13 protein-coding genes and 1 tRNA gene are annotated in these 12,920 nt (G+C 68.7%); all 14 read left to right on the top strand.

What is annotated here, in order from left to right:
* Positions 1-102: 102 nt before the first annotated feature.
* The 14 genes from IM689_RS08280 (at position 103) to IM689_RS08215 (ending at position 12,795) form a co-directional block, all read left to right on the top strand.
* On the top strand, positions 103-810 hold the full coding sequence (locus IM689_RS08280) for an MBL fold metallo-hydrolase (protein ID WP_047311577.1): 708 nt from the start codon (positions 103-105) through the stop codon (positions 808-810).
* Positions 807-2,153, top strand: coding sequence for a histidine--tRNA ligase (gene hisS, locus IM689_RS08275; protein WP_129663668.1), 1,347 nt, complete (start codon positions 807-809; stop codon positions 2,151-2,153). Before IM689_RS08280 ends, hisS begins: the two co-directional genes overlap by 4 nt.
* A gap of 17 nt (positions 2,154-2,170) precedes the next feature.
* Positions 2,171-3,100, top strand: a complete 930-nt coding sequence (gene xerD / locus IM689_RS08270; protein WP_193643629.1) for a site-specific tyrosine recombinase XerD — start codon at positions 2,171-2,173, stop codon at positions 3,098-3,100.
* A gap of 94 nt (positions 3,101-3,194) precedes the next feature.
* Positions 3,195-4,112: a ParA family protein gene (locus IM689_RS08265; RefSeq protein WP_193643628.1), complete on the top strand. Its 918-nt coding sequence runs from the start codon at positions 3,195-3,197 to the stop codon at positions 4,110-4,112.
* An 11-nt stretch (positions 4,113-4,123) separates the two neighbouring features.
* Positions 4,124-5,035 (top strand): segregation and condensation protein A, encoded by a 912-nt coding sequence (locus IM689_RS08260; protein WP_193643627.1) that lies wholly within the window; start codon positions 4,124-4,126, stop codon positions 5,033-5,035.
* Position 5,036: 1 nt separating this feature from the next.
* Positions 5,037-5,657 carry an SMC-Scp complex subunit ScpB gene (gene scpB / locus IM689_RS08255; protein ID WP_193643880.1) on the top strand — a complete coding sequence of 207 codons (621 nt, stop codon included), beginning with the start codon at positions 5,037-5,039 and terminating at the stop codon, positions 5,655-5,657.
* The gene (locus IM689_RS08250) at positions 5,654-6,568 is read left to right on the top strand and encodes a pseudouridine synthase (protein WP_193643626.1); all 915 of its coding nucleotides are present in this window, start codon (positions 5,654-5,656) and stop codon (positions 6,566-6,568) included. The genes scpB and IM689_RS08250 overlap by 4 nt, the downstream gene beginning before the upstream one ends.
* Positions 6,565-7,692, top strand: coding sequence for a prephenate dehydrogenase (locus IM689_RS08245; protein ID WP_193643625.1), 1,128 nt, complete (start codon positions 6,565-6,567; stop codon positions 7,690-7,692). The genes IM689_RS08250 and IM689_RS08245 overlap by 4 nt, the downstream gene beginning before the upstream one ends.
* Positions 7,693-7,701: 9 nt before the next feature.
* Positions 7,702-8,397: a (d)CMP kinase gene (gene cmk / locus IM689_RS08240; protein WP_047311585.1), complete on the top strand. Its 696-nt coding sequence runs from the start codon at positions 7,702-7,704 to the stop codon at positions 8,395-8,397.
* Positions 8,384-9,085: a lysophospholipid acyltransferase family protein gene (locus IM689_RS08235; RefSeq protein ID WP_319803840.1), complete on the top strand. Its 702-nt coding sequence runs from the start codon at positions 8,384-8,386 to the stop codon at positions 9,083-9,085. Before cmk ends, IM689_RS08235 begins: the two co-directional genes overlap by 14 nt.
* Positions 9,086-9,211: 126 nt before the next feature.
* Positions 9,212-10,675 (top strand): ribosome biogenesis GTPase Der, encoded by a 1,464-nt coding sequence (gene der / locus IM689_RS08230; RefSeq protein ID WP_193643624.1) that lies wholly within the window; start codon positions 9,212-9,214, stop codon positions 10,673-10,675.
* Positions 10,676-10,766: 91 nt separating this feature from the next.
* A complete protein-coding gene (locus IM689_RS08225; protein ID WP_193643623.1) occupies positions 10,767-11,399 on the top strand; it encodes a hypothetical protein in 633 nt (210 codons plus the stop codon).
* 285 nt (positions 11,400-11,684) lie between these two features.
* Entirely contained in the window at positions 11,685-12,614 is a 930-nt protein-coding gene (locus IM689_RS08220) for a DUF2207 family protein (protein WP_047311588.1), read from the top strand.
* A gap of 107 nt (positions 12,615-12,721) precedes the next feature.
* A tRNA-Pro gene (locus IM689_RS08215) sits at positions 12,722-12,795 on the top strand.
* The last annotated feature ends 125 nt before the right edge of the window (positions 12,796-12,920 follow it).

The following is a 12,920-nucleotide window of genomic DNA, read 5'->3' as shown; positions in this document are numbered from 1 at the left end:
CTAGGTGGGATGCGGCCAATGTCACGCCCGGACGGGCAACACACTTCACGGCACTGAGGTACGCGCGAAAGCCGAGTGGCCGCGGCCAGTAGGCTTGGGCGGGTGCTGACCGTTTCCTTCCCTGCTGCCGCGATGGGCACGAACTGCTACGTCGTCGCGCGTGAGCGCGGCTCCGAGTGTGTGGTCGTCGACCCGGGCATCGGCGTCACCGACCAGCTCGAGCACGTGCTCGCCGAACTCGACCTCAAGCCGACCGCGGTACTGCTCACGCACGGCCATCTCGACCACACCTTCTCCGTGACGCCGGTGTGCGGCGGCACGATCGCGGCGCACATCCACGAGGACGACCGCTACCGCCTCGTCGATCCGTACGCCCAGCTCGGCCCGCAGCTTCGCGGCATGCTCGAGCAGTCGTTCGGCAAGGCCGCCACGTGGCAGGAGCCCGAGAAGGTCGTCTCGATCCACGAGGGCGCCCCACTGGAGCTCGCCGGCCTGACGTTCGGCGTCACCCATGCACCGGGGCACACGGAGGGTTCGGTCATGTTCACGATCGACGACGTTCCCCAGGGGCTCGACGACGCCACGGCGGCGTCGGTGACGAGCACCGTCGTCACCGGTGACGTCCTGTTCGCCGGCTCGATCGGGCGCACCGACCTCATCGGCGGCAGCGCCGAAGCCATGCAGCGCAGCCTGCGCGACAAGGTGCTTCCGCTACCCGATTCCTCCCTCGTTCTTCCCGGGCACGGCCCGGCTACCACGATCGCGCGTGAGCGCGCCACCAACCCGTATCTCCAAGGACTCACCTCATGAGCAAGGTCACGCCGATCTCCGGCTTCCTCGAATGGCTTCCCGCACAGCGTTACGCCGAGCAGATGGTGCTCGACGTCATCGCTGAGGTCTTCGAGCTCCACGGCTTCGAGCCGATCAACACGCGGGCCGTGGAGCCCGTCGAGCGTCTGGTCGGCAAGGGCGGTGATGCGGACAAGGAGATCTACGCCGTCTCCCGCCTGGCTGCCGACGAGAGCGACGCGAAGGAGGCCGGACTCGGCCTGCACTTCGACCTCACGGTGCCCTTCGCCCGGTACGTGCTCGAGAACTCCGGCAAGCTGACGTTCCCGTTCCGCCGCTACCAGATCCAGCCGGTCTGGCGCGGCGAGCGCCCGCAGGCGGGGCGCTACCGCGAGTTCGTTCAGGCCGACATCGACATCGTCGACGCGGGGGAGTTGCCCTTCCACTACGAGGTCGAGCTCCCGCTCGTCATCGCCGACGTGTTCAAGCGCCTGCCCATCGGTGACTTCCGCATCCAGGTGAACAACCGCAAGATCCCCGAGGGCTTCTACCGCGGCCTCGGCATCGACGACATCACCGGCACGCTGCGCATCGTCGACAAGCTCGACAAGATCGGACCGGCGAAGGTCAAGGAACTGCTCGTCGCCGAAGGCGTCAGCGACGAGAACGCCGACAAGGTGCTCGCCCTCGCCGCGATCTCGACGAGCGACTCCAGCTTCGTCGAGAAGGTGCGCGCTCTCGGCGTCGAGCACGAGATTCTTGACGAGGGGCTGGCGCAGCTCAAGGCCGTCATCGACACCGCGGCCGAGCACGCGCCCGGTCTGCTCGTCGCGGAACTCAAGATCGCGCGCGGTCTCGACTACTACACCGGCACGGTCTACGAAACGCAGCTCGTCGGTGACGAGGCGTACGGCTCGATCTGCTCCGGTGGCCGCTACGACGCGCTCGCCAGCGACGGTAAGAAGACCTACCCGGGTGTGGGCCTCTCGATCGGTGTTTCACGCCTGCTCGCGAAGCTCATCGGTGAGCGGGGCCTCGCCGCCACGCGCCCGACGCCCACCGCGGTGCTCGTCGCCGTGACGGACGAGGCATCGCGTGACGAGAGCATGCGCGTGGCGGCCGCACTGCGCGCTCGTGGCATCCCGACGCTCGTCTCGCCGAAGGCAGCCAAGTTCGGCAAACAGATCCAGTTCGCCGACCGTCGCGGCATCCCCTTCGTGTGGTTCCTCGGCGGCGAGAGCGACGGCGTTCCCAACGCCGATCAGGTGAAGGATCTGCGCTCCGGCGACCAGAGCGACGCCGATCGCCACACGTGGACGCTCCCGGCCGAGGACGCGCAGCCGACGCTGCACCTGCCCGGCTGAGGAACGAACGAGGCGACATGAACGAGGCGCCCGCCGCGCTGCGTGACGCCGCGACGGCGTGGCTGCACCACCTCCAGGTCGAGCGGGGCGTCTCGGCGAACACACTGGCCGCGTATCGCCGGGACGTCGCCCGTTACCTCGCCTTCCTCGCCGCCGACGGTGTGAACTCGCCCGAGGGCATCGAGGAGAAGCACGTCGAGGCCTTCCTTCGTCACCTGCGTGAGGGGGATGCGGAGCACAAGCCGCTGGCTGCGAGTTCGGCTGCCCGCACCCTCGTGGCCGTGCGCGGCTTCCACACCTTCACGTCGCTGGAGACGGGCAGCGACGACGCGGCGGCCGACGTCGCACCACCCACGCCGGCGCGCAAGCTGCCGAAGGCTATTCCCGTCAGCGACGTCGAGCGGCTTATCGAGGCCACGGGGGGAGAGGGCAACCCCGGCGGTCTGCGTGATCGTGCCCTGCTCGAAGTTCTCTACGGTGTGGGCGCGCGCGTCAGCGAACTCGTCGGCCTCGACGTCGACGACGTTGACCTCACGACGAAGTCGGTGCGCCTGTTCGGCAAGGGCAGCAAGGAACGCATCGTCCCGCTCGGCTCGTACGCGGCTGATGCCCTCACCGCGTACCTCACCCGCGAGCGGCCGAGCTTCGCCCAGAAGGGCAAGGGAACGCCGGCCGTGTTCCTCAACCAGCGCGGTTCGCGCCTCACGCGCCAGAGCGTGTTCGATGTCGTTCGTCGCAGCGCCCAGACCGCCGGGCTCACGGGGGAGATATCGCCGCACACCCTGCGTCACTCGTTCGCAACGCATCTGCTCGAGGGCGGCGCCGACGTCCGGGTCGTGCAGGAACTGCTCGGGCATGCGTCGGTCACGACAACGCAGATCTACACCATGGTCTCGGTGCAACAGCTGCGCGAGACCTTCGCCGCGGCGCACCCGCGTGCCCGCTGATCCGCAGCTCGTTTGGGCATGGCGCGAGGCCGCGCGCTAGGCTTGAGGAGATTGGCGAGATGCCAAACGTTCAACTATCACTGGAGGCTTGCGAGTGACGTCCGACGGCACGCCCAAGGCGGCGAATCCTCAAGGTCAACTTGACCGTTTGCCCGGAATCGACGCGACGGGGCAGTGGGGACCGACCGGTCGACCCCTGCCCGGCTTTCCGACGCCTCCGATGCTCGACTCGCACGGCCCGGCGCGCATCATCTCGATGTGCAACCAGAAGGGCGGCGTCGGCAAGACGACGTCGACCATCAACCTCGGCGCGGCGCTGTCCGAGTACGGCCGCAAGGTGCTGCTCGTCGACTTCGATCCGCAGGGTGCGCTCTCCGTCGGTCTCGGCGTGCGCTCACACGATCTCGATGTGACGATCTACAACCTTCTCGTCGAGAAGGACCACGCCATTCACGACGTCATCCAGCACACCCGGATGGCGGGCCTCGACGTTCTGCCCGCCAACATCGACCTGTCGGCCGCCGAGGTGCAGCTCGTCGGCGAAGTGGCCCGCGAGATGGTTCTCGCTCGCGTGCTGCGCGCCGTCGAGGACGAGTACGACGTCATCCTCATCGACTGCCAGCCGTCGCTCGGACTGCTCACCGTCAATGCGCTCACCGCCTCGCACGGCGTCATCATTCCGCTCGAGGCCGAGTTCTTCGCGATGCGCGGAGTGGCCCTGCTCGTCGAGACGATCGAGAAGGTTCAGGATCGACTCAACCCGCGTCTCGAGATCGACGGCATCCTCGCCACGATGTACGACGGACGCACGCTCCACAGCCGCGACGTCGTGCGCTCGGTCGTCGACCACTTCGGTGACCAGGTCTTCCACACCGTCATCTCGCGCACCGTGAAGTTCCCCGACGCCACGCTCGCCGCGGAGCCGATCACGCAGTACGCCTCGAACCACGGTGCGGCCGAGTCCTACCGTCAGCTGGCGCGTGAGCTCATCTCGCGCGGCGGCGCACCCTGACCGAGACGCCGGTGAGCGACGAGGCGCCGACCGCGTCGGCACCTGAGGCGCAGGAGACGCAGGAGACACCCGGCGGAGTTCTCACGAGGCGGGCCGCGACGACGCCGTTCCACGTCCACCTCGGTGAGGTCTTCGACGGCCCGTTCGACCTCCTGCTCGGCCTCATCTCAAAGCACCGTCTCGACGTCACGGAGATCTCGCTCTCGCAGGTCACCGACGAGTTCATCGCGCACATTCGTCGTGCGCGCGCCGCGAGCGACGAGTGGGATCTGTCCGAGGCGAGCGAGTTTCTCCTCGTCGCAGCGACCCTGCTCGAGATCAAGGCCGCGCGGCTCGTGCCGAGCCTCGCCGCCGACGAGGACGACTTCGAACTCATCGAGGCCCGCGATCTGCTCTTCGCCCGGCTGCTGCAGTACCGGGCGTTCAAGGACATGGCGACGTTCCTCGACGAGCGGATGCAGACCCACGGCCGCCTCGTCGCGCGTCAGGCCGGACTCGAGGAGCGCTTCGCGGGGCTCCTGCCCGAACTCGTCATGACGGCGACGCCGGAGCAACTCGCCGTCGTCGCGGCGTGGGCACTGACGCCGAAGGTGCCGCCGACTGTGGCGGTGGATCACCTCCACGCCGTGCAGGTGAGCGTGCGCGAGCAGGCCACGATCGTCACGTCGAAACTGCGACGCAGTGAGCAGCTGACGTTCGCGCAGCTCGTCGCCGACGCGGACAACACGCTCGTCGTCGTGGCGCGCTTCCTCGCGGTGCTCGAACTGTTCAAGGAATCCGCCGTGACGTTCGAGCAGGAGGCTCATCTCGAGCTGCTCAGCGTGCGCTGGAGCGCGGCCCCCGACGCGCGCATCGTCGTCTCGGACGAGTTCGACGGTGAGCCCTGGGACAATGAAGGAGTGAACGGAGGTGGAGATGGCTGAGATGCCGCAGGAGCAGCCCGACCGGGCGGCACCGCGCGACGGTGGCGAACCCCTTGTCGTGCACCACCTTCCGGGCGGTCTGCGCTCGACGTTGGAAGCCGTTCTCATGGTCGTCGACGAGCCCGTCTCGGTGCCCGATCTCGCGTCCGCGTTCGGTGTGGGCGAGAGCGAGATCCGCGCCAACCTCGAAGGCCTGGAGGTCGAGTACCGCGCCCAGCAGCGCGGCTTCACCCTGCGTGAGGTCGACGGCTCGTGGCGGATGTACTCCCGCCCGGTCTACGCCGACGCCGTCGAGAAGTTCCTTCTCGGCAACCAGCAGGCGAAGCTCACACAGGCTGCACTGGAGACCCTCGCCGTCATCGCGTATCGCCAGCCGATCTCGCGTTCGCGCGTGGGCGCGATCCGCGGTGTCAACGTCGACGGCGTCACGCGCACGCTCGTCACGCGCGGCCTCATCACCGAGGTCGGCTCCGACGCCGAGGGCGGCGCCACGCTCTACGGCACCACCCCGTACTTCCTGCAGCGTCTCGGCATCGGCTCGCTCGACGAGCTGCCGCCGCTGGCGCCCTACCTGCCGGACGCTGCGATCATCGACGAACTAGTGGAACAAGGACACGGATGAACAACAAGAAGCCCCGTCCCGGTGCGCGCGACAAGCGCAGCACCCGCGTCAACCGCGGCTCCGGAGGCAAGGTCAGCCGCTACGAGGCCGACGTGCTCGGCATCGGCACGACGAAGGACGGCCAGCCGGTCGCTCCGCCGCGCGAGCGTCAGCCCAAGAAGGCTGCGCAGCGCGACGTGCACGTCGACGAGGGAACGCGCCTGCAGAAGGTGCTCGCGCAGGCCGGCGTCGGCTCGCGCCGTCACTGCGAGAACCTCATCGCCGAAGGGCGCGTCGAGGTCGACGGTCAGATCGTGAGCGAGCTCGGCACGCGTGTCGACCCCGAGACCTCGGTCATCCACGTCGACGGTGCGCGCATCCAGCTCGACGACACGCTCGTCTACATCGCGTTCAACAAGCCCACCGGCGTCGTTTCCACGATGGAGGACGACATGGGTCGCCCGTCCGTGGGGGAGTACCTCGAAGGACGCACCGAGCGCCTCTTCCACGTCGGACGCCTCGACCAGGACACCGAGGGCCTGCTCCTGCTGACGAACGACGGTGACCTCGCCAATCGTCTGCAGCACCCGCGCTACGGCGTCGAGAAGGTCTACCTCGCCACGATCCAGGGTCCGGTGCCGCGCGACCTGGGCAAGCGCCTGCGTGAAGGCATCGAACTGGTGGACGGGCCGGTCAAGGTCGACTCGTTCAAGGTCGTCGACAGTCAGCCGGGTATGGCGCTCGTCGAGGTCGTCATCCACGAGGGCCGCAACCACATCGTGCGCCGCATGCTCGAGGCCGTCGGCCACCCGGTCATCGCCCTCGCCCGCCCGCAGGTCGGCCCCGTCAAGGTCGGCGACCTGCGCCCGGGCAAGATGCGCCCGCTCAACAAGCGCGAGGTCGCGGCGCTGTACAAGACCGCCGGGCTGTGAGCGTTCCGCAGCGTGTACGCGTCGTCGGCGCCGGGCTGCTCGGTACGTCGATCGCGCTCGCGCTGCGGGTGCGGGGTGTCGACGTCACGCTGACCGACACCTCGCCGGTTTCCGCGGCTCTGGCCGCCGACATGGGCGGCGGTCGTCTCGCGTCGGATGACGATGCAGCGCCCGATGTCGTCGTGGTCGCGGCCCCACCGGACGTCACGGCCGATGTCATTACGGCCGAACTCGGACGCTGGCCGCAAGCCACGGTCACCGACGTCGCGAGCGTGAAGAACGCCGTCGTCGTCGCGGTGCGAGAGCTCGCCGGCGCCGACGCCGCTGCCCGTTACGTTCCTGGGCACCCGATGGCGGGACGTGAGCGAAGCGGCGCCGTCGCCGCGCGCAGCGACCTCTTCGAGGGCCGCACCTGGGTCGTGTGCCCCGACGGTGCCGAGGCGGAGCGGGTGCGTGATGTCATCTCGCTCGCGGAGTCCGTCGGCGCGCGCGTCGTGACGATGGCGCCCGAGGAGCACGACACCGCCGTCGCGGCCGTCTCACACGTGCCGCAGCTGGCCGCCAGCCTCGTCGCGGCGCAACTGCGCGAGCTCTCGGAACCCGCTGTCGGGCTGAGCGGCCAGGGCGTCCGTGACGTCACACGCATCGCCGCGAGCGACCCGCTCCTGTGGACGCAGATCCTCGCGGGTAACGCGCGCGCCGTGCGCCCCGTCGTGGACCGCTTCATCGAGGAACTCACCGCAGTGCGCGACGCATTGCGTGCCGTCGAGCAGCCCGACTCGCCTGCGGCGGGTGACGGCCTCGGGCCGGGCCCCCGTGCCGTGCTCGCAGGCACGATCGCGGCGGGCCAGGACGGACAGGCACGCATTCCCGGCAAGCACGGCACGCCCCCGACGACCTACGCGACCGTTGCCGTCGTCGTCCCTGACGAGCCGGGCGCTCTCGGGCGACTCTTCGTCGTCGTCGGGGAGAGCGGCGTCAGCGTCGAGGACCTGCGCCTCGAGCACGACGCCTCGGTCGCCGCAGGTCTGCTGGAGATCGACGTGCTGCCGGTCCGGGCCGAGGTGCTGCGCGAGGTCCTGGCGGCCAAGGGCTGGTCGGTTCATGTGCTCGAGACGCACTAGAATCCCCGCATGACGAGTACGAGCAGCGGTTTCCGGGTCGCCATCGATGGGCCCTCGGGCTCCGGCAAGTCGAGCGTGAGCAAGAAGGTCGCAGCGCACCTGGGCATCGGTTATCTCGACACGGGCGCCATGTACCGGGCCCTCACGTGGTACTGCCTCGACGCGGGCATCGACCTCGACGACACCGAGGCCGTCGCCGACGCCGTCGCCGCGATGCCACTCGAGATGGGTACCGATCCGAAGGCTCCCAGCATCTCCATGGGCGGAAACCCCATCGATTCCGACATCCGCACCACGCGCATCGCCGAGGTGGTCTCCAAGGTCGCGACGAACCTCGCGGTGCGCCCCAAGCTGCAGCAGCGTCAGCGCGAGCTCATGGCGCAGATCGCTGCCGACCAAGGGGGAGTGGTGGCCGAGGGCCGCGACATCACCACGGTCGTCGCGCCGGACGCGGAGGTGCGAATCCTCATGGTGGCGAGCGAGGAAGCCCGCCTGGCTCGTCGCTCCAAGGAGGTTCACGGTGGTGCCGACGAGTCGATGATCGCCGCAACGCGCGCCCAGATCGTCGACCGCGACAAGGCAGACTCGACCGTTTCCCAGTTCATGACCGCCGCTGACGGTGTCGTCACCCTCGACACGAGCGAACTGACGTTCCAGCAGTCCGTCGAAGCTGTGCTGACCCTCGTCGAGCGTGCAACCGCCTGAGCGTCTGCGCAGCGCTGCGCAACACCTGGACGAGCGGGTGGCCTCTCGGCTGCCGCGTCCCGTGGACGCTGATCGAGGCGTACGTGCGGGCCAACGTCTGGGCGTCGGGCTGCTGCGGCTCCTGTACCGCGCACGGGTGACGGGTCAAGCGCACGTGCCTTCGCGTGGGCCGGTCATTCTCGTCGCGAACCACGTCGGCTTCATCGACGGGCCGCTGGGGTTCATCACGTCCCCGCGACCGGTGCACTTCCTCGTCAAGCGGGCGTACTTCGTCGGGCCGGTCGGTTGGCTCCTGCGCGGCGTCGGGCAGATCCCGATCACGCAGCGCAGCGCCGACCGTGAGGCGCTCACCAGCGCACGGGAGGTCCTGCGCGCAGGCGGGGTCGTCGGCGTGTTCCCCGAAGGAACGCGCGGCAGTGGCGAGGTGGCGAGCGCCCAGCAGGGAGCCGCGTTCCTTGCGCTGGGAACGAAGGCGGTCGTCGTTCCGGTTGCCTTGTCGGGAACGGCGGGTCGCTCGAAGGGTGCGTTGCCGCGCGTGCGTTCACGCCTGTCGGTGACGTTCGGCGAACCGTTCGACCTCGCAGGCGTGCCCGAGGTCGCTGCCGTCACCGGTCGCGAGCGCGTTGCCGTGGCCACCGAGGCGCTGCGTATGCGCCTCGCGGAGCACGTGCGCGCTGCCCGAATCTGACTTTTCGCCCAAGTGCGCGAGAATGGTGTCTGACGTCCGTTCGGCGTCAGGCGCGGCGCGACACGGATCAGACTCCGATCGACGAGCGAACCGCGCAGAACTTTCCGACATTCGAAGGTATGACGCGTGAGCGACGAGCAGAACTTCCCAGGCGACGAGTCCGTCGAGCAGGCCCTCCGGGTCGGGCTCGAGGACTTCGACCTCAGCGACGAGGACCGCGCCCTCCTCAGCAGCGAGGGCGGTGACGACGAGGGCTTCAGCGAAGCCGACCTGCGCCCCGTTGTGGCCGTCGTCGGCCGCCCCAACGTCGGCAAGTCGACTCTCGTCAACCGCGTCCTCGGCCGCCGTGAGGCCGTCGTCGAGGACGTTCCGGGTGTGACGCGTGACCGCGTGGCGTATGACGCCGAGTGGGTCGGACGTCGCTTCACGCTCGTCGACACCGGCGGCTGGGAGGTCGACGCCACGGGTATTCACCTGCGTGTCGCCGAGCAGGCCGAGGTGGCTGTCGAACTCGCCGACGCCGTGATGTTCGTCGTCGACGCCACCGTCGGTGCCACCGACACCGACGAGGCCGTCGTCAAGCTGCTGCGCCGCTCGAAGAAGCCTGTCGTGCTCGTGGCCAACAAGGTCGACGACAACCGCACCGAGGCGGACGCCGCGATGCTGTGGTCGCTCGGACTCGGCGAACCCTACCCGGTCTCGGCCCTTCACGGGCGCGGCACGGGTGATGCCCTCGACGCCATCATCAACGAGCTTCCGGACAAGTCGGCCGTCGCCGGCGCCTACCCGCGCGGCGGCCCCCGGCGCGTCGCGCTGCTCGGGCGCCCGAACGTCGGCAAGTCGTCGCTGCTCAACAAGCTCGCCGGCTCCGAGCGTGTCGTCGTCGACAACGTCGCGGGCACGACGCGTGACCCGGTCGACGAATACATCGAACTCGGTGACAAGACGTGGCGCTTCGTCGACACCGCCGGTATCCGCCGACGCGTTCACCAGACCCGCGGCGCCGACTTCTACGCGTCCCTGCGCACGCAGACGGCGTTGGAGAAGGCGGAGGTCGCCGTCGTCCTCATCGACGCGGAGCAGAGCATCGCCGAGCAGGACGTCCGTGTCGTCCAGCAGGTCATCGACGCAGGCCGCGCCCTCGTCGTCGCGTACAACAAGTGGGATCTGCTCGACGAGGAGCGCCGCTACTACCTGGAGAAGGAGATCGAGCGCGAGCTCGTGCAGGTGCCGTGGGCGCCGCGCGTCAACATCTCCGCCGCCACGGGGCGTCACACGGACCGTCTCGTCCCGGCGCTCGAGGTAGCTCTCGACTCGTGGGACCAGCGCATCCCGACGGGCCGTCTCAACGCGTTCCTCGGCGAGGTCGTGGCGGCCCACCCGCACCCGGTGCGTGGTGGTAAGCAGCCGCGCATCCTGTTCGCGACGCAGGCCTCGACGCGTCCGCCGCGCTTCGTCATCTTCGCGAGCGGCTTCATCGAGGCCGGCTACCGCCGCTTCATCGAGCGTCGCCTGCGCGAGGAGTTCGGTTTCGACGGCACGCCCATCGAGATCTCGGTGCGCGTGCGCGAGAAGCGCAAGCAGCGCTGATCCAACTGTGGCCACGACCGGCCGCCGTCTCTGTTCGAGACGGCGGCCGTCGCCTATGGCGAGCCAGCACACACACTCAAACGGGGTCGCCATGTTCAGCCGCTCGCACAAGGACCAGCCGTCGCAGGACGCCAACCAGACGGCCTCGGGTGTGCCGGATGTCCATCGGGAGGCGCAGGTGGTGCGTTTCGACCCGCCACGGGGGCTTCGTGCCCCCTACGTCGGAGCGCTGCTCGACGGCAAGCTCGGCACGTGCGGGGTGAGCGCCATGCTGATCGACCTGTCACTGCGCGGTTGGTTCGCCATCGAGCAGGAGGGTAAAGACTGGGCACTCGTCTCTGCGACGCAACTGCCGCCCCGCGGCGACACCGCGAGCCGCGCTGAGGAACTGCTCATGGATGCCCTCTTCCGGCCCGGCCTGACGCAGACGCCCGGTGACGCCGTGCCGCGTCAGTACGTGTCTCCGTCGTCGCTCAAGCACCGCCTCCAGGGGCATGTCGAGGAGGTGGCGACGGCGCTGGGCGACGAGATGGTGGCCCACGGCGTCGCAACCCGCAATCCGGCGTTCCGCGGGATGCTGGGGCGCCGGGGGTCATGGCTGAGCTCCGACGGTGAGCGTCTCAAGCGGGAGGCGGCGTCGTTCAAGCACTACCTCGCGAAGGTCGAAAGCAAGCAGCTCGCGAACGATCAGAGCGAGGGCTTCGTGGGCGGCTACCTCGCCTAGGCGGTGGCGTTCGAACTCGTCGGTGCGTGGTCCAAGGAACTCGACACCGCCCAGACGGGACGTCCGACGTCCGCGGCTGGGCAGATGCTCGCCGAGATGCACCGCAACCCGATGCTGGTCGGCATGGCTGCTGCGTCATCGGGCGGTTTCTCGCTTGACGATCTTGTATGTGCTCGCCGTGGCGCGAAACTACGGCGCGAAGTTTTCCGGAGATCGCTGAGCCGGTCTGCCAGAGGCTCGGCGCGGTGGCTAGGCTGTGAGCGCCCCGCGAACGAAAGGTCATCGATGTTCGGTTGGAACCACGATTACGAGTACGTCGGCGTCACGCCCGGTCTCACTCCGGCTGACGGCACGGGGGAGGTCCGTCGCGTCAAGGGGCGCAAGGAGTGGGCCGGCGAGGCAGCCGTGCAGTTCGCGCCGCCCAAGGGCGTCAGCGCGGCTCTCGCGGGCACCGTGGTCGACGGCAAGGTGGACCCGCGTGACATCGGGGCCATGATGATCGATCTGTCCCTTCGCGGGTGGTTTCGCATCGACAAGCAGGATGACTCGTGGTTGTTCGTGCAGAACGAGTTCCCGCGCGACGACATCATCACGCAGGTGGAGGCCGACTTCCTCAACGCGCTTTTCCCGCCCGGCGTGAAGTACGTCGGGTTGGAGCAGATGAAGCGCCAGCTGCGGGGGCCACTGCGGCACATCACGGACTCGCTGTACCGCGAGACGATGGAGCGCGGCTGGTACGAGCGTGACCCGCGCAGCAAGGGTTTCCTCGGCCTCGCGGGCCGTTCGCCGCGCACGGCCGACGGCACGGCTGTTCGCATCCAGACGCTCGGTTTCCGCAAGTACATCGCGACGGCGGAGGCCAGTCAGATCAAGTACGAAGAGGCAGCAGGGTTGTTCAGCCGCTACCTGCCGTACGCCATGATCTTCGGGCTGACAGAGCGCTGGGCGTCGGTGATCGGCGACGTCGCCAAGGCGGCCCAACTCGAGGGCTACGGCAACATCATGGGCGGCCTGGCATCCGACCCCTTCTTCTGGCTGTTCTTCGGTGACGACATTGCGTATCTCGGCATCGAGGCCATCGGCGGACTGGCTGATCTGCTCGGCGACGGTGCGGGCCTGTTCGACCTCGGCGACATGGCCGGCGGCCTCGGCGACGTATTCGGTTCCGTCGGTGACGCCATCGGCGACATCGCGGGGGACATCTTCGACTTCTGAGCCTCGCTGACCCCTGCGAGTGGGGCGCGCGTCACCCGATTGTGAGGCGCCCGCCACCGTGGGGTAAGGTTCATTTCGCCCTTCGGGGCTTGCGCTCTCGGGCGCAACGGGCTGTGGCGCAGTTTGGTAGCGCACTTGACTGGGGGTCAAGGGGTCGCAGGTTCAAATCCTGTCAGCCCGACTGAGTGGCGAGAGCCGCTTAGAACCGAGGATACCGGGGGCGAGGCTTCAAGTCTCGCCCCCGGTGTCGTACCTCAGCTGGGCGGGGCCAGGGCGGGGCCTCTGCTAGCGGTCCACCTGCTCGGC

Origin of the sequence: Dermacoccus barathri (assembly GCF_015070805.1) — a bacterium.
In the GTDB taxonomy this organism is placed as follows: domain Bacteria; phylum Actinomycetota; class Actinomycetes; order Actinomycetales; family Dermatophilaceae; genus Dermacoccus; species Dermacoccus abyssi.
This window is presented reverse-complemented; position numbering and strand designations above follow the sequence as displayed.

What these genes read in the sequence shown, in the direction of transcription:
- hisS (WP_129663668.1), top strand. Translation starts at nt 807, where the DNA reads ATGAGCAAGGTCACGCCGATCTCCGGCTTCCTCGAATGGCTTCCCGCA.
- xerD (WP_193643629.1), top strand. Translation starts at nt 2,171, where the DNA reads ATGAACGAGGCGCCCGCCGCGCTGCGTGACGCCGCGACGGCGTGGCTG.
- scpB (WP_193643880.1), top strand. Translation starts at nt 5,037, where the DNA reads ATGCCGCAGGAGCAGCCCGACCGGGCGGCACCGCGCGACGGTGGCGAA.
- IM689_RS08250 (WP_193643626.1), top strand. Translation starts at nt 5,654, where the DNA reads ATGAACAACAAGAAGCCCCGTCCCGGTGCGCGCGACAAGCGCAGCACC.
- cmk (WP_047311585.1), top strand. Translation starts at nt 7,702, where the DNA reads ATGACGAGTACGAGCAGCGGTTTCCGGGTCGCCATCGATGGGCCCTCG.
- IM689_RS08225 (WP_193643623.1), top strand. Translation starts at nt 10,767, where the DNA reads ATGTTCAGCCGCTCGCACAAGGACCAGCCGTCGCAGGACGCCAACCAG.
- IM689_RS08220 (WP_047311588.1), top strand. Translation starts at nt 11,685, where the DNA reads ATGTTCGGTTGGAACCACGATTACGAGTACGTCGGCGTCACGCCCGGT.